General features: G+C 61.3%; 17 protein-coding genes. 9 read left to right on the forward strand and 8 right to left on the reverse strand.

What is annotated here, in order from left to right; genetic code table 11:
* Positions 1 to 76: 76 nt before the first annotated feature.
* A complete protein-coding gene (locus P8H27_RS01790; RefSeq protein ID WP_289634911.1) occupies positions 77 to 460 on the reverse strand; it encodes a hypothetical protein in 384 nt (127 codons plus the stop codon).
* A 338-nt stretch (positions 461 to 798) separates the two neighbouring features.
* Here P8H27_RS01790 and P8H27_RS01795 point away from each other — a divergent pair, with 338 nt between their 5' ends.
* Positions 799 to 1,605, forward strand: coding sequence for a PhzF family phenazine biosynthesis protein (locus P8H27_RS01795; protein ID WP_289634912.1), 807 nt, complete (start codon positions 799 to 801; stop codon positions 1,603 to 1,605).
* A 74-nt stretch (positions 1,606 to 1,679) separates the two neighbouring features.
* On the opposite strand, the gene P8H27_RS01800 is transcribed toward P8H27_RS01795, so the two are convergent.
* Positions 1,680 to 2,789, reverse strand: a complete 1,110-nt coding sequence (locus tag P8H27_RS01800) for an ABC transporter ATP-binding protein (RefSeq protein WP_289634913.1) — start codon at positions 2,787 to 2,789, stop codon at positions 1,680 to 1,682.
* Positions 2,786 to 3,706 (reverse strand): ornithine carbamoyltransferase, encoded by a 921-nt coding sequence (argF, locus tag P8H27_RS01805; RefSeq protein WP_289634914.1) that lies wholly within the window; start codon positions 3,704 to 3,706, stop codon positions 2,786 to 2,788. Before argF ends, P8H27_RS01800 begins: the two co-directional genes overlap by 4 nt.
* 329 nt (positions 3,707 to 4,035) lie before the next feature.
* Here argF and P8H27_RS01810 point away from each other — a divergent pair, with 329 nt between their 5' ends.
* From P8H27_RS01810 to grxD, 3 genes are all read left to right on the forward strand, one after another.
* A complete protein-coding gene (locus P8H27_RS01810) occupies positions 4,036 to 4,467 on the forward strand; it encodes a hypothetical protein (RefSeq protein ID WP_289634915.1) in 432 nt (143 codons plus the stop codon).
* Between the two features lie 142 nt (positions 4,468 to 4,609).
* A complete protein-coding gene (locus P8H27_RS01815) occupies positions 4,610 to 6,718 on the forward strand; it encodes a molybdopterin oxidoreductase family protein (RefSeq protein WP_289634916.1) in 2,109 nt (702 codons plus the stop codon).
* A gap of 183 nt (positions 6,719 to 6,901) precedes the next feature.
* On the forward strand, positions 6,902 to 7,228 hold the full coding sequence (gene grxD, locus P8H27_RS01820; protein ID WP_289634917.1) for a Grx4 family monothiol glutaredoxin: 327 nt from the start codon (positions 6,902 to 6,904) through the stop codon (positions 7,226 to 7,228).
* A gap of 120 nt (positions 7,229 to 7,348) precedes the next feature.
* Here the strand turns inward: grxD and bfr are convergent, their stop codons facing one another.
* Positions 7,349 to 7,819 (reverse strand): bacterioferritin, encoded by a 471-nt coding sequence (bfr, locus tag P8H27_RS01825; RefSeq protein ID WP_289634918.1) that lies wholly within the window; start codon positions 7,817 to 7,819, stop codon positions 7,349 to 7,351.
* Between the two features lie 196 nt (positions 7,820 to 8,015).
* Entirely contained in the window at positions 8,016 to 8,234 is a 219-nt protein-coding gene (locus P8H27_RS01830) for a bacterioferritin-associated ferredoxin (protein ID WP_289634919.1), read from the reverse strand.
* Between the two features lie 293 nt (positions 8,235 to 8,527).
* Here P8H27_RS01830 and P8H27_RS01835 point away from each other — a divergent pair, with 293 nt between their 5' ends.
* Together P8H27_RS01835 and P8H27_RS01840 are read left to right on the forward strand one after the other, a co-directional pair.
* Positions 8,528 to 9,130, forward strand: coding sequence for a peroxiredoxin (locus P8H27_RS01835; RefSeq protein ID WP_289634920.1), 603 nt, complete (start codon positions 8,528 to 8,530; stop codon positions 9,128 to 9,130).
* Between the two features lie 475 nt (positions 9,131 to 9,605).
* The gene (locus P8H27_RS01840) at positions 9,606 to 10,808 is read left to right on the forward strand and encodes an ISL3 family transposase (protein WP_289634921.1); all 1,203 of its coding nucleotides are present in this window, start codon (positions 9,606 to 9,608) and stop codon (positions 10,806 to 10,808) included.
* A gap of 71 nt (positions 10,809 to 10,879) precedes the next feature.
* On the opposite strand, the gene fdxA is transcribed toward P8H27_RS01840, so the two are convergent.
* Both fdxA and mutS read right to left on the reverse strand, forming a co-directional pair.
* Entirely contained in the window at positions 10,880 to 11,203 is a 324-nt protein-coding gene (fdxA, locus tag P8H27_RS01845) for a ferredoxin FdxA (protein ID WP_090500306.1), read from the reverse strand.
* A 144-nt stretch (positions 11,204 to 11,347) separates the two neighbouring features.
* A complete protein-coding gene (gene mutS, locus P8H27_RS01850) occupies positions 11,348 to 13,921 on the reverse strand; it encodes a DNA mismatch repair protein MutS (protein ID WP_289634922.1) in 2,574 nt (857 codons plus the stop codon).
* Positions 13,922 to 13,999: 78 nt separating this feature from the next.
* Between mutS and P8H27_RS01855 the strand changes: the two genes are divergently transcribed.
* The 3 genes from P8H27_RS01855 to recX all read left to right on the forward strand — a co-directional run bounded on the left by P8H27_RS01855 (position 14,000) and on the right by recX (position 16,115).
* Positions 14,000 to 14,512, forward strand: coding sequence for a CinA family protein (locus tag P8H27_RS01855; protein ID WP_289634923.1), 513 nt, complete (start codon positions 14,000 to 14,002; stop codon positions 14,510 to 14,512).
* A gap of 90 nt (positions 14,513 to 14,602) precedes the next feature.
* On the forward strand, positions 14,603 to 15,640 hold the full coding sequence (recA, locus tag P8H27_RS01860; RefSeq protein WP_289634924.1) for a recombinase RecA: 1,038 nt from the start codon (positions 14,603 to 14,605) through the stop codon (positions 15,638 to 15,640).
* 10 nt (positions 15,641 to 15,650) lie between these two features.
* Positions 15,651 to 16,115, forward strand: coding sequence for a recombination regulator RecX (gene recX / locus P8H27_RS01865; RefSeq protein ID WP_289634925.1), 465 nt, complete (start codon positions 15,651 to 15,653; stop codon positions 16,113 to 16,115).
* Positions 16,116 to 16,230: 115 nt separating this feature from the next.
* On the opposite strand, the gene P8H27_RS01870 is transcribed toward recX, so the two are convergent.
* The gene (locus tag P8H27_RS01870; protein WP_289634926.1) at positions 16,231 to 17,310 is read right to left on the reverse strand and encodes an LOG family protein; all 1,080 of its coding nucleotides are present in this window, start codon (positions 17,308 to 17,310) and stop codon (positions 16,231 to 16,233) included.
* Between the last annotated feature and the right edge of the window lie 120 nt (positions 17,311 to 17,430).

The raw sequence follows: 17,430 nt of genomic DNA on the forward strand, positions 1-17,430 counted from the left end.
ACGGCTGGCAATCGCTAATTGGTATCTGGCATTCGAGAGTCCCGCGGGTTTCCCTCAGGCCATGCCGCCGGCCGCCTCAGGATCCCGCCAGCATCACCCCTTCGTACTGGCTGGTCAGCTCATTCATTGGCCAGAGCAGGGTTTCCCTGGTGGTGGCGATCAGGGTCGGTACGAAGGGCGAGTCGGCGGACAGATTGAAACCGATGCGGCTGAGGTTGTCCGCCTCGATCAGGGCGGAGAGGCCGTACCACTTGCCGGACTGGAAGCCGACGCGGGTGCCCAGGGGCTGGGCGTTGGCGTGGTTCAGGGCGTTGTCCCGGTCGACGTGTGCGTAGCGGTGGCGCGGGTCGAGGATCGGCTTGCCTTCGGTGATCAGCGTGCTCAGTGGTTGGCTAGCGAAAGCGGCGTGGCTGCAGGTGCCGCTGGCCTGGGACAGGAAGGAGAGGGTTATCGGGCGCATGGCATGCTTCCTATATGGGCCAAAATCGCAAGAAACGTCACAGTGCCCACGGCTCAAGGATCAGCGGGGGCCGTGACGTCGTTGTCGGATGTGTGGCAGGCACGCCGTTGTGCTGGCCGAGGCTGGACATGGAAGGTGGCGTGCCAGGCTTTGCAAGTCAATGATTCTCATAGGTTTAGTCGTTTTTAATAACGGTTTGTGATTAGGCCGCACACCGTCGTCGTTCGTTGCGCATTGATACGGTGCAGCTGTAATGCCTTTATCCGAGGCGACTGTAGCGGGCGCAATGCTGCCGGCCACGGCATGCTAGCCCCTATCACAGGCTAGGAGTTTCACCCATGCACCTCGAATTCCACCAGGTCGACGCCTTCACCGATCGCCCCTTCGCCGGCAACCCGGCCATGGTTTATCGCCTGGACAGCTGGCTCAGCGATGCGCTGATGCAGCAGATCGCCGCCGAACACAACCTGGCGGAAACCGCGTTCCTGGTGAAGGAGGGCGCCGCCTGGCATATCCGTTGGTTTACTCCGCTCGCCGAGGTGCCGCTGTGCGGGCATGCCACCCTGGCCAGTGCCCATGTGCTGCTCGAGCGGTACGCCGAGCCGGGCGAGGCGATCGACTTCATCTGCCAGTCCGGCGCCCTGCGGGTGAGTCGCGAGGCGGGCAGGCTGGTGCTGGATTTCCCGCTGCGCAGGGGCGAACCCTGTGGGTTGACCGCTGAGGTCGAGCAGGCTTTGGGCATGCCGGTGCAGGCGCTATTGGCGCTCCAGGGCGCGCAAGGTATCCAGGAGCTGCTGGTGATATTGCCGTCGGAAGCCGCCGTGCGCGCGTTTCAGCCGAATTTGCCGGCCCTGGCCGAGTTGCCGGGTTTGGGCGTGCTGATCAGTGCGCCGGGCGAGCGGTATGACTTCGTTTCGCGCTACTTCGCCCCGGCGATCGGCATCAATGAAGATCCGGTCACCGGCTCGACCCATTGCATGCTCACGCCCTACTGGGCCGAGCGCTTAGGCAAGACCGAGCTGAGCGCTTACCAGTGTTCGGCCCGTGGCGGCGAGCTGCACTGTCGGCTTGACGGTGAGCGCGTCAAGATTGCCGGTCAGGCGGTGCTGTTGGCCAGCGGCCGTTTGTACTTGAGCGAGGATTGAGAGGCTGGGGGGATGCAGCTTCGCCCCCTGCGTCTTGGCGCGCACGGCGCACCGTGCATATGATCGCGCTGGGTTCAGTTGGCGCTGCTGCAACGGCGCACGCCGGAATCGCCGAGCTTGACCTGGGCCGCGATGCTGCCGGGAGCAGGGAAGACCACCAGGTGATCGGCCGCCACGCGAATGCCGACGGCTTCGCCGGGGCGGTGGTCGGCATGGCTGGGAAAGAGTGATTCCAGCTGACTTCCAGTAGCGAGTTGCAGACGATACAGGGTGGCGGCGCCGAGGAAGGTCTTGCCGACGATCAGCGCCTTCAGCTCGCTAGCGGGGTCATAGACGATGTCGTCCGGGCGCAGCAGCACGTCCACGGCACTGCCGCTCGCCCAGGTATAGGCGCGATTGCCGCGAATCAGGCCCAGCTCGGTCTGCACCGTGTCCGGGCTGAGCAACTGGCCGCGAATGAAGTAGCCTTGGCCGATGAAGCTGGCGACGAAGGGGGTCAGGGGTTCGTGGTAGAGGTTGTAGGGCGTGTCCCACTGCTGCAGCCGACCCTCATGAAAGACGCCGACATGATCGCTGACGGCGAAGGCTTCTTCCTGGTCGTGGGTCACCAGAATCGCACTGGTGCCGCGGGCTTTGAGGATGTCGCGAACCTCATGGCTCAAGCGCCGGCGCAACTCGCCATCGAGGTTGGAAAAGGGTTCGTCGAGCAGCAGCAGGCGTGGTTCCGGAGCCAATGCGCGGGCCAGCGCGACACGTTGTTGCTGACCGCCGGACAGCTCATGCGGGTAGCGCTTGCCCAGGTGGCTGAGTTTGACCAGCTCCAGCAACTCGTTGGTTATGCGTTCGCAGTTGCTCTGCTGGCGGATGCCGAAGGCAATGTTTTCCGCCACGCTCAGGTGCGGGAAGAGCGCGTAATCCTGGAACACCATGCCAATTCGGCGCTTCTCCGGCGCCAGGGTAAACCCGGCGCGCGAGATCACCTCGTTGGCCAACTGGATCTCGCCTTCGGCCACCGGTTCGAAACCGGCGATGGCGCGCAGGGTGGTGGTCTTGCCACAGCCGGACGGACCAAGCAGGCAGCCGATGTCGCCAGCGTTGAGGTGCAGATTGAGATCCTGCACCACCTTGTGCTCGTTGTACCCGCAGCCCAGGTCGCGCAGGTTCAGTAGCAGGGGGTGGCTCATGCGTGGTGGTACGCCGGCTCGACCAGAAACTCGAGCAAGGCTTTTTGCACGTGCAGGCGGTTTTCCGCTTGATCCCAGGCTGCCGAGCGCGGGTCGTCGAGCAGATCCGCGCTGATCTCTTCGCCGCGGTGCGCCGGTAGGCAGTGCAGGAACAGCACGTCCTCGGCGGCGGCATCGAGCAGGGCGCGGTTGACCTGATAGGGGGTGAACAACTTGAGGCGCTCGGCGATTTCTTCTTCCTGGCCCATCGAGGCCCATACATCGGTGCTCACCAGGTGCGCACCCGCCACCGCCTCGCGCGGGTCGCGGAAGATCGTCACTCGATCGTCGGCCTGAGCCAGGAGTTCGGCATCCGGCTCATAGCCCGCGGGGCAGGCTACGCGCAGTTGGAAGTCGAATTGCTGCGCCGCTTCTATATAGGAGTTGCACATGTTATTGCCATCGCCGATCCAGGCCACGCTCTTGCCCTTGATGCTGCCGCGCTGCTCGTGGAAGGTCTGCATGTCGGCCAGCAATTGGCAGGGGTGCAGGTCGTCGGACAGGCCATTGATCACCGGCACCCGCGAATTCGCCGCGAACTCGGTCAGGGTGCTGTGGGCAAAGGTGCGGATCATCACCGCATCGAGCATGCGCGACATGACGATGGCGGCATCGCCGATAGGTTCGCCGCGACCGAGCTGGGTGTCGCGTGGCGAGAGGAAGATCGCCTGGCCACCCAGTTGGATCATGCCGGCCTCGAACGACAGGCGGGTACGGGTCGAGGCCTTCTCGAAAATCATCCCCAGCACACGGTTCTTCAACGGCTCGAACAGCACGCCGCGGTTGCGCAAGTCCTTCAGCTCCATGCCGCGGCGGATCAGGCTCACCAGTTCTTGCGGTGTGCAGTCCTTCAGCGAGAGAAAGTGTCTTGCGCTCATCGTTAACTACCTTTTGACAGCAGGGCGCAGGTTCAACGGCCGGATTTAACAGTGAAAATGGCAGAACCTGCGGCTGGGAGCCGCACAGTGCGACGAAACGGGGAAGGCGCGATCTTATAAGGAAATGCCGAGCAGGCGCAAATCGGCCGGTCGGTCGCGCTAGCGGAACGAGTTGTACGCCTTCGCTTATTGATTTGTGAGGAGTGTCATAAAAATCACATCTGTTGTTGAACCCCCCAGGGTAGGCACTTAGGATGCCCGCGCCTTTTCGAGGCAATGCATTGCCCCGCAACGGGGTATCCATGGAATGTTGTGAAACGGAGTTTTATATGAAGCACCTTGCATCTATCGCCGCTATTTCTGCCTTCGCTCTGTTGACTGGCTGTGCCAGCCAGAACATCAGCCAACCTGCTGTGCCGCTCAACGGTACCGTAGGCACTAACCTGAAGGCCGATGTGAAAGTGGGTGAAACCATCTCCGGTGAGTCGTCGGTGAACATTCTGTTCAATGTGTTCAAGCTGGGCGGTGATACCCAGTTCGCCGATGGCGTGACCTATGGTGGCGGCGAGGGTGGTTTTGCCCTGGGTCTGGACCCGGTCGCTTCCGCCAAGTCCGCAGCTGCTTACAAAGCCGTCAAGGCCTCGGGTGCCGACGTGATCGTCGCCCCGCGTTACGAAGTGAATGTGCAGGACTACTTCGTGTACAAAACCGTGAGCGTGAAAGTGACCGGTAATAAAGGCACCGTGACCTCCATTCGCTAAGAATTGAGCGCGGTGTTGAATCGGCAGGCATGATGCCTGTCGATTCATAAGACGAACCCTGCTAGAGACCTTCCTTCCAGTCGTCATAGTCTTGTTGCCACGAGCTGTTGCTCTCGTCACAACAAAAATATGAGGCTAGGCCATGACCAAGACCCTCCATCACCGTGCGTGCCATCTCTGCGAAGCCATCTGTGGCCTGACCATCGAAACCGAGATGCAGCTGGACGGCTCGACCCAGATCCGCTCTATCAAGGGCGATCCCCAGGACAGCTTCAGTCGCGGCCATATCTGCCCCAAGGCCGTGGCCTTGCAAGATATCCAGAATGACCCCGACCGCTTGCGCCAACCGATGCGGCGGGTGGGTAGCGAGTGGCAGGCGATCGAGTGGGAGGAAGCCTTTGCCCTGGTTGCCGAGCGCCTGAGCGCTATCCAGGCGCGGCATGGACACAATGCCGTGGCCACTTACCAGGGCAACCCCAGCGTGCATAACTACGGCTTGATGACCCATAGCAATTACTTCTTCGGCCTGCTCAAGACCCGCAGCCGCTTTTCCGCCACCTCGGTGGATCAGCTGCCCCATCACCTGGTCAGCCTGCAGATGTACGGCCACGGCATGCTGCTGCCGATCTGCGATATCGATCACACCGACTTCATGTTGATTCTCGGTGGCAACCCGCTGGCCTCCAACGGCAGCATCATGACCGTGCCGGATGTGGAGAAACGCCTCAAGGCGATCCAGGCGCGCGGCGGCAAGGTAGTCGTGGTCGATCCACGGCGCAGCGAGACGGCGGTGATCGCCGATCAGCATGTGTTCGTGCGTCCGGGGCAGGATGCGGCGCTGCTGTTCGGCCTGCTCAATACCCTGTTCGAGGAAGATCTGGGGCGCGCCAGCCATCTGTCGGTGGTCGGCCTGGACGAGGCGCGGCAGGCCATCGCCGGCTTCACCGCCGAGGCCATGAGTGTGCGTTGCGCTGTGCCGGCTGAGCAGATCCGCCAGTTGGCCCGCGCCTTCGCCGCCGCCGACAAGGCCGTGTGCTATGGCCGCATGGGCGTATCCACCCAAGCCTTCGGCACGCTCTGCCATTGGCTGATCCAGTTGATCAATCTGGTCACCGGTAACCTCGACCGCGAGGGCGGCGCGTTGTGCACCGAGGCCGCCATTGACCTGATGGCGTCCAACTCCGGCACCCACTTCAACCGTTGGCAGAGTCGCGTTTCCGGGTTGCCGGAATACGCCGGCGAGCTGCCGGTGGCGGCGCTGGCCGAAGAAATGCTCAGCGAGGGCGAGGGGCAGATCCGTGCGCTGGTCACGGTGGCCGGCAACCCGGTGCTGTCGACGCCCAACGGTCGCCAGTTGGAACAGGCGCTGGACGGTTTGCAGTTCATGCTCAGCATCGACTTCTATATCAATGAAACCACCCGCTATGCCGACCTGATCCTGCCGCCCACCGCGCCGCTGGAGCATGACCACTACGACATGACCTTCAACAGCTTCGCCGTGCGCAATGTCTCCCGTTTCAATCAGCCGGTACTGGAGAAATCGGCCGGCGCGCTGCACGACTGGGAAATCTTCGTCGGTCTGGCCAAGGCCTTCGCCGGCAAGATCGGGGTGGCGCTGAAGCCGACCCTGCCGCCAGCGCAGCTAATCGATGCGGGCCTGCGCAGGGGCCGTTATGGCGACAAGTCCGAACAGCAGCTGTCCCTGAGCACGCTGCTGGAACATCCCCATGGCATCGACCTGGGTGCGCTCAAGCCCAATCTGGCCGAGCGCCTGCTAACCCCGGGGCAGCAGGTTCAGGCCGCCCCCGCCTTGCTCTTGAGTGATCTGCCGCGTTTTGTTGCGCAGCCGCTGCCTGATGCCGACGAACTGTTGCTGATCGGCCGCCGCCATGTCCGCAGTAACAACTCCTGGATGCACAACTACCAGCGCCTGGTCAAAGGCAAGCCGCGTCATCAGTTGCTGATGAACCCGGAGGATCTAGCTCGACGTGGCCTGGTTGACGGCCAGCGGGTGCGGGTACGCTCGCGGGTGGGGGCGCTCGAAGTGGAAGTTGCCGGCAGTGATGAGGTGATGGCCGGCGTGGTCAGCCTGCCCCATGGCTGGGGCCATGCGCGGCCCGGCGTGCGGATCGCCATTGCCAGCGCGCAGCCAGGCGCCAGTGCCAACGACCTGACCGACGAGCGCGAACTCGATGCCTTGTCCGGCAACGCCGTGCTCAATGGCGTACCGGTCGAAGTCTGCGCCGCCTGAGTGAGGCACAAACTATGCGAGCGGCTTCCGGCAGGGGTGTGCGCGATCTGTTCAGGCGGCTCTGCGGGCTGTTGCGCAGGCGATAAAGCGTCGACCTAAGGCCGAGCATTGTGCTCGGCTTTTCGTTACAATGCCGCCACCGTGCCGACCCGTGAGTCGGGAAGTTAAGTCCTGAGGTGCCCTATGGATATCATCGAAACCATCAAAGAACAGATCGCCAACAATACCGTTCTGTTGTACATGAAAGGCTCGCCGAATGCCCCGCAGTGCGGCTTTTCCTCCAAAGCCGCGCAGGCCGTGATGGCCTGTGGTGAAAAATTCGCCTATGTCGACATCCTACAAAATCCGGAAATCCGCGCCAACCTGCCGAAGTACGCCAACTGGCCGACCTTCCCGCAGCTCTGGGTCGGCGGTGAGCTGGTCGGCGGCAGCGACATCGTGGCCGAAATGTTCGAGAAGGGCGAGCTGCAGACCCTGATCAAGAATGCCATGCAGAAAACCGACGCCTGAGTCGGCTTTTTGTTAAAAACCCCGCTGCGGCGGGGTTTTTTGTGTCATGGCTATGGCCGCTGGCGGGCGCCAACAAAAACGGGAGCCGCTCGGCTCCCGCTGGATTAGCGCAATTGATGCTCAATCGTCCATCTGCGATTGCAGGAAATTCTGCAGGCCGACTTTTTCGATCAGGCTCAGCTGGGTTTCCAGCCAGTCGATATGTTCTTCTTCCGAGCAGAGGATTTCTTCCAGCAATTCACGGCTGGCGTAGTCGCCGCTGCTTTCGCAGTAGGCAATTGCCGCTTTCAGGTCGATATGGGCTTTGTGCTCGATCTTCAGATCGCACTCGAGCATTTCCTGGGTGTTTTCACCGATCAGGAGTTTGCCCAGGTCTTGCACGTTCGGCAGGCCTTCGAGGAAGAGGATGCGCTTGATCAGCTTGTCCGCATGCTTCATCTCGTCGATGGACTCGTGGTATTCGTGCTCGCCGAGCTTTTTCAGGCCCCAGTCTTCGTACATGCGCGCGTGCAGGAAGTATTGATTGATTGCGACCAGCTCGTTACCGAGGATCTTGTTCAGATGCTGGATGGCTTTCTTGTCGCCTTTCATGGTCTGAGCTGCCTTGCTGGGGAGTTGATGGCAAATTTTGGGCCGGGGAATGCCATCTGTCAAACCTAAGCATTTGAAATTCAATTAGAAATAAATATTAATGAGAGTGATTCGCCTCCGTATCCGCCCCCTAAGTGCTTGAACTGCTGGCATAAAAAAACCGGACTCGAGATCCGGTTTTTGCGCCTCTAGCGTTTCAGGCGGCAACAAAGCTCGCGGGATAGGCCAGGGCGGCCTGACTGCACTGCACTTCGCTGAGCGTTTCGCGCACCACTTGCTTGGCCAGGCAGGCGCATTTGCCGCATTGGCTGGCGACGCCGAGGCTCGTGCGGACATCACGGTAGCTGCAGCAGCCTTCAAAGATTGCATCGCGGATCTGGTTGTCGGTGACACCTTGGCAGAGGCAGACGTACATGGAATAAGGCTCGTCGCATGGCAGTGGCTGGTTGCGCTCGATATTAATGCTAATGAGAATGCTTGTCAAAACACCATTCCAGGCTGGCGCCCAAAATCGTGTGCAGCCGATCAGCGGTCGAGGCGGGTCGGTGCACTAACGGGTTAACTGGCGGTTAAAAGCGACGGGCTTTGCTCAAAATCAAGGTGTATCATTATCGGCCGTGGTAGAGCGAGCCGTGGCGCTGTGCTGTCGTTCGACAGCCCTATAGTCAAGACCACTCGCACTGCACTCATCACTCAAGGAGATATCGAATGAGCGTACTCGTAGGTAAGAAAGCCCCAGATTTTGATGTTGCTGCGGTACTGGGCAACGGTGAAATCGTCGACAGTTTCAGCCTGTCCTCGGCGATCAAGGGTAAATACGGTCTGGTGTTTTTCTATCCGCTGGACTTCACCTTCGTTTGCCCATCCGAGCTGATCGCTCTGGATCACCGCATTCCTGAGTTCCAGGCGCGCAACGTCGAAGTGATCGGTGTCTCCATCGACTCCCACTTCACCCACAACGCCTGGCGCAATACGCCGGTGGACAAGGGCGGCATCGGCCCGGTCAAGTACACCCTGGCGGCCGACCTCAATCACGAAATCTGCAAGGCCTATGACGTTGAGTCGGAAGGCGGCGTAGCCTTCCGCGGCGCGTTCCTGATCGACCTGAACGGCGTTGTGCGCTCGCAGATCGTCAACGACCTGCCGCTGGGCCGTAACATGGACGAGTTGTTGCGTCTGGTCGATGCCCTGCAGTTCACCGAAGAACATGGCGAAGTTTGCCCGGCCAACTGGAAGAAAGGCGACAAAGGCATGACCGCCTCGCCGGAAGGCGTGGCCAAGTATTTGGCTGAGAATGCCGACAGCCTGTAAGGCTGGTTTGTGGCCCAAAGAAACCGGCTCCGCGCCGGTTTTTTTGGGCGCCATGTAAGCCATCGCTTACGCGGCGTGTAAGTGATTAAGGGAAAGAAGAGCAGGTAAGTCGCTGTTTGGATCGGGCTATCTTATTTAAGTTGCTGATTTGTATCGATATTTATTTCTGTACTGACGGGCGTTTAACTTTTCAAGGCGTTTGGCGGGCTTGTGATAGATCGGGAAAACACTAGTATTACGCCTGTGTCGAGGGACTGGCGCAGGCTGCAACGGAGAGTGGTCAGGACAATCGCGGGACGCGATTTCATCGGGATGATGAGAGGGAATACAGGGAGTAGGGACAAAAGAGTGGGCGGGTAATACCGCCCCTTTTTTTGGTTCTTCGCATTATCGCGGGAAAGAGAGGATTGACAGTCAGGGACACAGGTAAATTGGCAGTCGCCAAACACACCAACCCCTGAGCCCTGCTGTCATCATGCATCCTATTGATCTTGCCGCTTTCTGGCCAGGCTATGCCGTCGTAGCCAGCCGCCATTGTGCCGAAAACACCCTGACGCTTACCCTGGAACCGCTCACTTCTAAAGTGCCTCACTGTGGCCGCTGCCTTGGCCCAAGTCCCCTGATCCACGATCGGCGTATCCGCCGTATTCGTGACCGCGATCTGCTCGATCAACGTGTCCAGTTGCAGGTTCCTGTTCGCCGCGTGGACTGCCTTCGCTGCGGTCGTGTTCCTGAGCAAATCGACTGGCTGGAGCCTGCGTCACGGCTGACGCAGAGGCTGCGTGCGTGGGTCGAAACGTTGCTGCAGCTGCTGCCGATCAGCCATATCAGCCAACTCACTGGACTGCACTGGCACACGATTAAGGACATCGACAAGCGCCGCCTGCAGGCTAGCGTGGGGGACTTCGACCCAGGCAATGTCAGGCGTTTGGTGATGGACGAGTTCGCTCTGCACAAGGGTCACCGCTACGCCACGGTCATCATGGATGCCGAACGCACGCGCGTGCTTTGGGTCGGCAAGGGCAACAGCCGCGAGGCCATACGCCCATTCTTCGTACTGCTGGGCGAGCGTTGCCGGCAAATCGAAGCGGTAGCGATGGACATGAACACCGCCTTCGACCTGGAAGTGAAACAGCACTGCCCACAGGCGGAGGTGGTGTACGACCTGTTCCATGTCGTGGCCCGTTATGGCCGCGACGTGATTGACCGTATTCGAGTCGACCAAGCCAATGCGCTGAGCCATGACAAGCCGGCGCGCAAAGTGGTCAAACAGAGTCGCTGGCTGCTCCTGCGTAACCGGGAGAACCTCAAGGATGAGCACGCGGTGCAGTTGCAGGAATTACTGACTGCCAATCAACCACTGGCCACCGTTTATGTGCTCAAGGATGCCCTGAAAGAGATCTGGTATGCCCCCAGCGTGCGTGAAGGCTGGCAACGCTGGAGGGCCTGGTTACGCCATGCGCGGGACAGTGATCTGGCACCGCTACAGCGCTTTGCCCGGAACCTCAGGCGCTACGCCCGAGGCATTCTCGCCAGCGCCCGCTTCCACATGCATACCAGTCTGCTGGAAGGGGTGAACAACCGTATCAAGGTAATCAAACGCATGGCCTATGGCTTCAGGGACTCGGACTACTTCTTCCTGAAAATCAAGGCCGCCTTCCCCGGGAAAGCGCGATGAACCCTTTTTTTGCCTGCAAGAAAGCAAAAGACCCGCGCAAGGCGAGTCTTTCAGTGAACGCAGAGTAAGGCTTAGCGTTCCAGGTGCTGCAGCTTGTCTTTTACGCCATCCCACTCTTCAGCATCGGGCAGCGCTTCTTTCTTCTCGGTGATGTTTGGCCAGACTTCGGCCAGGTCGGCATTGAGCTCGATATATTCCTGTTGATCTTCCGGCACTTCGTCTTCGGAGAAGATCGCTTGGGCCGGGCACTCCGGCTCGCAGAGTGCGCAGTCGATGCACTCGTCCGGGTGGATCACCAGGAAGTTCGGGCCTTCGTAGAAGCAGTCCACCGGACAGACTTCCACGCAGTCGGTGTACTTGCACTTGATGCAGTTGTCGGTGACGACGAAGGTCATTTCTAATTCTCTCCTCAGGCTACGGCACGGGGACTGTTTTCCATAAACAGCCCCTCGGCTCGGGAAACTATGGTTGCGACGCCAGGCTAGTAGGCCGCAACACCCCAAAGCGCGCGCGATTCTAACAGCTTGCGCGCGCGGGCGTTAGACTCGCGCTTTCCATGTATATAACAGCTCCAGCGCTTTGCGCGGGGTCAGATCATCCGGGTTGATCTTGATCAATTCCTCCAGCACCGGGTGCGGCAGGCTGGCAAACATATCGCTTTGCAGCGGGGCCGCCTGCTGGCCGGGCTCGTTGCGTGGCAAATCATGGGGCAGACTGGTGGTTTCCAGGCGTGCCAGATGTTCGCGGGCGCGCAGAATCACTTCGCCGGGTACGCCGGCCAGTTGCGCTACCGCTAAACCATAGCTCTGACTGGCCGGGCCGGGCAGTACGTGGTGCAAAAACACGATGCGTTCATTGTGTTCGGTGGCGTTGAGGTGCACGTTGGCCACCAGCGGCGCGCTTTCCGGCAGTACCGTGAGTTCGAAGTAGTGGGTGGCGAACAGCGTGTAGGCGCGCAGCTTGGCCAGTTGTTCGGCGGCTGCCCAGGCCAGCGACAGGCCGTCGAAGGTGCTGGTGCCGCGGCCGACTTCGTCCATCAACACCAGGCTGCGCTCTGTGGCGTTGTGCAGGATATTGGCGGTTTCGCTCATCTCCACCATAAAGGTCGAGCGACCGCCGGCCAGGTCGTCGCTCGAGCCGATGCGGGTGAAGATGCGATCGACCGGCGACAGCTCGCAACTGGCCGCAGGCACGAAGCTGCCGATATGCGCCAGCAGCACGATCAGTGCGGTCTGGCGCATGTAGGTGGATTTACCGCCCATGTTCGGCCCGGTGATGATCAGCATGCGCGTCTCATCGTCCAGGCTCAGGTCGTTGGCCACGAACGGCGTGGTCAGCACCTGCTCGACCACCGGATGGCGGCCCTGCTCGATGCGCATGCAGGGTTCGTCGACGAAGCGTGGGCGGTTGAGGTCGAGGTTCAGGGCGCGCTCGCCCAGGTTGCCCAGTACGTCCAGCTCGGCCAGGGCGGCGGCGCTGTCCTGCAGCGGGCCGAGGTGGCCGATCAGGCGTTCCAGCAGTTCTTCATAGAGGATTTTCTCCCGGGCCAGGGCCCGGCTCTTGGCGGACAGGGCCTTGTCCTCGAACTCCTTGAGTTCGGGGGTGATGAAGCGTTCCGCGCCTTTGAGGGTCTGCCGGCGGATATAGTCGGCCGGCGCCGACTCGGCCTGCTTGCTCGGCAGTTCGATAAAGTAGCCGTGCACGCGGTTGTAGCCGACCTTGAGGTTGGCCAGGCCGGTGCGGGCTTTCTCGCGCACCTCCAGATCCATCAGGTACTGGCCGGCGTTTTCGCTGAGCGACTGCAGTTCGTCCAGCTCGGCGTCGTAGCCGGTCTTGAGCACGCCACCGTCGCGGATCACCGCCGGCGGGTTGTCGATAATGGCGCGCGCCAGCAGCTCGGCCAGTTCCGGGTAGGTGCTGACTATCCCCGCCAGGTCGGCCAGGTGCGGCGACTCGAGGTTGGCCATGGCCATTTGCAGCGTCGGCAGGGCCGCCAGGGCATCGCGCAGGCGCGCCAGATCGCGCGGCCGCGCATTGCGCAGGCCGATGCGGGCGAGGATCCGTTCCAGATCGCCGATTTCCTTGAGTTGCGGTTGCAGGGTCTCGAAGCGATAACGCTCCAGCAGGCAGGCAATCGATTCCTGGCGCGCCTCCAGTATGGTGCGGTCGCGCAGCGGGCGGTTCAGCCAGCGGCTGAGCAGGCGGCTGCCCATGGCGGTCTGGCAGCGGTCGACCACCGATTGCAGGGTGTTGTCGCGGCCGCCGGCGAGGTTGATATCCAGCTCCAGGTTGCGTCGGCTGGCGCCGTCGAGAATCACAGTGTCGTTGAGGCGCTCGTGACGCAGGCTGCGCAGGTGCGGCAGGGCGGTGCGCTGGGTTTCCTTGGCATAGGCCAGCAGGCAGCCGGCGGCGCCTATGGCCAGGCTCAGGTTCTCGCAGCCGAAGCCTTTCAGATCCTGGGTGGCGAACTGTTGGCAGAGGCTCTTGTGTGCCGTGTCACGCTCGAAATCCCAGGGCGCACGACGGCGAGCGCCGCGGCGTTTTTCCGCCGGCAGGCCCTGTGGCCAGTCATCCGGGATCAACAGTTCGACCGGGTTGAGGCGTTCCAATTCGGCCAGCAGGCTCTCCCAGCCGTTGATCTCCAGCACGCTGAAACGGCCGCTGGTGATGTCGAGCACCGCCAGGCCGAACAGCCGTTCGTCGCCGAGGACGGCGGCCAGCAGGTTGTCGCGCCGCTCGTCGAGCAAGGCTTCGTCGCTGACCGTGCCGGGAGTGATGATGCGCACCACCTGGCGCTCCACCGGGCCCTTGCTGGTCGCCGGGTCGCCGATCTGTTCGCAGATGACCACCGACTCGCCGAGTTTGACCAGTTTGCCGAGGTAGCCTTCGGCCGCGTGGTAGGGAATCCCGCACATGGGGATCGCCTGGCCGGCCGATTGGCCGCGGGCGGTGAGGGTGATATCCAGCAGTTTGGCGGCCTTTTTCGCATCCTCGTAGAAGATCTCGTAGAAATCGCCCATGCGGTAGAACATCAGCTGATCCGGGTGCTGATTCTTCAGCCGCCAGTACTGTTGCATCATCGGGGTGTGGGCGCTGAGGTCGCTGTGGCTCATCGTTTTAACTGTCCGGCTGAATCGCAAAAGCGCCTAGTGTACGGTATCCCCCTGGCAGGCTTTAACCCCGGAGTGCAGATGAGCGTGAATGAGCAGAACCTGACCCGTTTGGCGGCCGAAGTGGGGCGGCGGTTGCAGGCGCGAGGCGCCCAGGCGAGTACCGCCGAATCCTGCACCGGCGGCGGCATCGCCGAAGCGATTACCCGGATTCCCGGCAGCTCGGCCTGGTTCGAGGCCGGTTACGTTACCTATTCCAACACGCAGAAGACCAAGCAGTTGGCGGTGCCGGAGCAGCTGTTCGGCCAGGTGGGTGCGGTCAGCCGCGAGGTGGTCGAGGCCATGGTGCGGGGCGCCCAAGTGCAGAGCGGGGCGCGTTATGCGGTGGCGGTGAGTGGCGTGGCCGGTCCGGATGGCGGTTCGCCGGAGAAACCGGTGGGCACCGTGTGGTTGGCCTGGGGTGACGGCGAGCGGCTGTTCAGCGTGCGTCGGCAGTTTATCGGCGACCGCGCCGAAGTGCGCCGACAAACGGTCGAGGCCGCGCTGGAAGGGCTGCTGGACGTGATTAGGCAAGAAAATCCAGATGCAGGGTAGGCGGGCGACTTGCCCTGTGGAATAATACTGTCTACTTATACAGTTGTTAGTGGCCGCTCGCAGGCCCTTCTTTATTACGTGAGGACTTCAATGGACGAGAATAAGAAGCGCGCCCTGGCGGCAGCCCTGGGCCAGATCGAAAAGCAATTCGGCAAGGGTGCGGTGATGCGCATGGGCGACCATGAGCGCCAGGCGATTCCGGCCATCTCCACCGGCTCGCTCGGTCTGGACATCGCCCTGGGCATCGGCGGCCTGCCGAAAGGCCGGATCGTCGAGATTTACGGCCCAGAGTCCTCCGGTAAAACCACCCTGACCCTGTCGGTGATCGCCGAAGCGCAGAAACTCGGCGCGACCTGCGCCTTCGTCGACGCCGAGCACGCCCTGGATCCCGAATACGCCGGCAAGCTGGGCGTGAATGTCGACGACCTGCTGGTGTCGCAGCCGGATACCGGCGAACAGGCCCTGGAAATCACCGACATGCTGGTGCGCTCCAATGCCATCGACGTGATCGTCATCGACTCGGTGGCGGCCCTGGTGCCGAAGGCGGAAATCGAAGGCGAGATGGGCGACATGCACGTGGGCCTGCAGGCGCGCCTGATGTCCCAGGCGCTGCGCAAGATCACCGGCAACATCAAGAACGCCAACTGCCTGGTGATCTTCATCAACCAGATCCGCATGAAGATCGGCGTGATGTTCGGCAGCCCGGAAACCACCACCGGCGGTAACGCCCTGAAGTTCTACGCCTCGGTGCGTCTGGACATTCGTCGTACCGGTGCGGTGAAAGAGGGTGACGAAGTGGTCGGTAGCGAAACCCGGGTCAAGGTGGTGAAGAACAAGGTGGCGCCGCCGTTCCGTCAGGCCGAGTTCCAGATCCTCTACGGCAAGGGCATCTACCGTAACGGCGAGGTTATCGACCTCGGCGTGCAACACGGCCTGCTGGAGAAATCCGGTGCCTGGTACAGCTATCAGGGCAGCAAGATCGGTCAGGGCAAGGCCAACTCGGCCAAGTACCTGGAAGACAACCCGGAAGTGGCACGCACCATAGAGGGGCTGATTCGCGAGAAATTGCTGGTTGCCAGCGCTCCGGTCAAGGCTGGCGCAGACGATCTGGCCACGGCCGAGGCCTGATTCGTAGAGCATGCCTGGCGAACTGGATAACCCCGTCGCGGTGCGCCGAGCAGCCATGGATCTGCTGGCACGCCGCGAGCATGGGCGCGTCGAGTTGACCCGTAAACTGGCCAAGCGTGGCGCCTCGGTTGAACTGATCGACATTGCCCTCGATTGTTTGGCGCAAGAGGGCTTGTTATCCGAAGCGCGTTATCTGGAAAGCTTTGTCGGCTATCGTGCGCGCGCCGGTTATGGGCCGTTGCGCATTCGTGAGGAGCTGGTTCAGCGCGGCTTGTCGCGGGCCGATGTCGAGCAGGCATTGCGTGACAGTGGTATCGATTGGCGCGAACAGCTGGAACAAACCTGGCAGCGCAAGTTTGCCGGTCAACTGCCAGGCGACATGCGTGAGCGTGCCCAGCAGGGGCGCTTCCTCAGTTACCGTGGTTACCCACCGGAGTTGATCGGCCGCTTGTTGCGCGGCCTAGATCTGGACTGAAACACCCTTTGAACCCGTCCCCTGCGCACCGGCTTTTCTGTTACCGAGTGGCGGCGCCCCGCTGATTTGCCGATGGTGCGGGTTATAAATAGCTGAACTCGCTTGCCCTCGGCAATCAGCTTGGCTGCTCCCACAGTTGCGGCTGGTTGATCAGATCCAGCAATTCGCGCAAGCGGCCGTGGTCGCGGCTATTGAAAGCGAATGCCAGGCGAGTCAGATGGCAGAGTTCCGGCTCGTCCTGTTCGGACTCGCAATAAGCCTGCTGCTGGAAACCACCGCTCTTGCACAGGTCGGTGAAATCGCGGTTCAACTGCTGCATGGCCGCTTCATTGAGTGCGTGGTTGAGGCGGATTACATAGCGATCCTTGAGCCAGCGGCTGGAGTGGTAATTGCGATAGAACTGTGCGATTTCATCGGCTGCCTCCGCCGCGCTGTGCGCCAGGCGTACCAGATGCCGGTCGCTGGGCAGGATATAGCGGTTACCCACCAGCTGTTTGTCGATAAAGGCCAAGGCATCTTTCCAGAAACTGCCTCCCGGTTGATCGAGCAGCACCACGGGCACCAGTGGGCTCTTGCCGGTTTGAATCAGGGTTAGCACCTCCAATGCTTCATCCAGTGTGCCGAAGCCGCCAGGGCAAAGCACCAGACCGTCTGCTTCCTTGACGAAGAACAGTTTGCGCAGGAAGAAGAAGTGGAACGACAGCAGGTTGCTGGTGCCGTGCACGGTGGCATTGGCCCCTTGTTCGAAGGGCAGGGTGATATTGAAACCCAGGCTGTTTCCCAGGCCGGCGCCTTCATGGGCGGCTGCCATGATGCCGCCGCCGGCGCCGGTAATCACCATCAAGTCGTGGCGCGCCAGGGTCGCGCCAAGCTCGCGTGCCAAGGCATACAGCGGGTGATCGGGCGGCGTGCGTGCCGAGCCGAATACAGTGACTTTGCGCCGCCGTTTGAACTGTTCCAATGAGCTGAAGGCGTGCTCCATTTCACGCAAGGTTTGCAGCATGATCTTGGCGTCCCAGCGATTGCGGTCGGCCTGGGCCATGCGAATCACCGTGGTCAGCATGTCGCGATACAGTGGCAGGTTCGGGCTGTCGCCAGGGGCGACCAAGGTAACCAGTTCGTCGATTTTTTCCGCAAGGTCGATACCGCTGGTCTGGAAGTGGCGGGATAAATAATCGTCCGGTTCGTAAGGCATTCGACTTCTCCTTGCTGGATGCCGGCCGGATTCTAGCGCTGTTGTGAGAGTCCGGTCATATTCAGAGTATGGCTGGAGCTTGCGTTTTAGCAGGCTAAATAGCTGATCAGATTGCAGAAA

It is taken from the genome of Pseudomonas sp. sp1636, assembly GCF_030376615.1.
In the GTDB taxonomy this organism is placed as follows: Bacteria; Pseudomonadota; Gammaproteobacteria; order Pseudomonadales; family Pseudomonadaceae; genus Aquipseudomonas.

What these genes read in the sequence shown, in the direction of transcription:
- P8H27_RS01790 (WP_289634911.1), bottom strand. Translation starts at nt 460, where the DNA reads ATGCGCCCGATAACCCTCTCCTTCCTGTCCCAGGCCAGCGGCACCTGC.
- P8H27_RS01795 (WP_289634912.1), top strand. Translation starts at nt 799, where the DNA reads ATGCACCTCGAATTCCACCAGGTCGACGCCTTCACCGATCGCCCCTTC.
- P8H27_RS01800 (WP_289634913.1), bottom strand. Translation starts at nt 2,789, where the DNA reads ATGAGCCACCCCCTGCTACTGAACCTGCGCGACCTGGGCTGCGGGTAC.
- argF (WP_289634914.1), bottom strand. Translation starts at nt 3,706, where the DNA reads ATGAGCGCAAGACACTTTCTCTCGCTGAAGGACTGCACACCGCAAGAA.
- P8H27_RS01810 (WP_289634915.1), top strand. Translation starts at nt 4,036, where the DNA reads ATGAAGCACCTTGCATCTATCGCCGCTATTTCTGCCTTCGCTCTGTTG.
- P8H27_RS01815 (WP_289634916.1), top strand. Translation starts at nt 4,610, where the DNA reads ATGACCAAGACCCTCCATCACCGTGCGTGCCATCTCTGCGAAGCCATC.
- grxD (WP_289634917.1), top strand. Translation starts at nt 6,902, where the DNA reads ATGGATATCATCGAAACCATCAAAGAACAGATCGCCAACAATACCGTT.
- bfr (WP_289634918.1), bottom strand. Translation starts at nt 7,819, where the DNA reads ATGAAAGGCGACAAGAAAGCCATCCAGCATCTGAACAAGATCCTCGGT.
- P8H27_RS01830 (WP_289634919.1), bottom strand. Translation starts at nt 8,234, where the DNA reads ATGTACGTCTGCCTCTGCCAAGGTGTCACCGACAACCAGATCCGCGAT.
- P8H27_RS01835 (WP_289634920.1), top strand. Translation starts at nt 8,528, where the DNA reads ATGAGCGTACTCGTAGGTAAGAAAGCCCCAGATTTTGATGTTGCTGCG.
- P8H27_RS01840 (WP_289634921.1), top strand. Translation starts at nt 9,606, where the DNA reads ATGCATCCTATTGATCTTGCCGCTTTCTGGCCAGGCTATGCCGTCGTA.
- fdxA (WP_090500306.1), bottom strand. Translation starts at nt 11,203, where the DNA reads ATGACCTTCGTCGTCACCGACAACTGCATCAAGTGCAAGTACACCGAC.
- mutS (WP_289634922.1), bottom strand. Translation starts at nt 13,921, where the DNA reads ATGAGCCACAGCGACCTCAGCGCCCACACCCCGATGATGCAACAGTAC.
- P8H27_RS01855 (WP_289634923.1), top strand. Translation starts at nt 14,000, where the DNA reads ATGAGCGTGAATGAGCAGAACCTGACCCGTTTGGCGGCCGAAGTGGGG.
- recA (WP_289634924.1), top strand. Translation starts at nt 14,603, where the DNA reads ATGGACGAGAATAAGAAGCGCGCCCTGGCGGCAGCCCTGGGCCAGATC.
- recX (WP_289634925.1), top strand. Translation starts at nt 15,651, where the DNA reads ATGCCTGGCGAACTGGATAACCCCGTCGCGGTGCGCCGAGCAGCCATG.
- P8H27_RS01870 (WP_289634926.1), bottom strand. Translation starts at nt 17,310, where the DNA reads ATGCCTTACGAACCGGACGATTATTTATCCCGCCACTTCCAGACCAGC.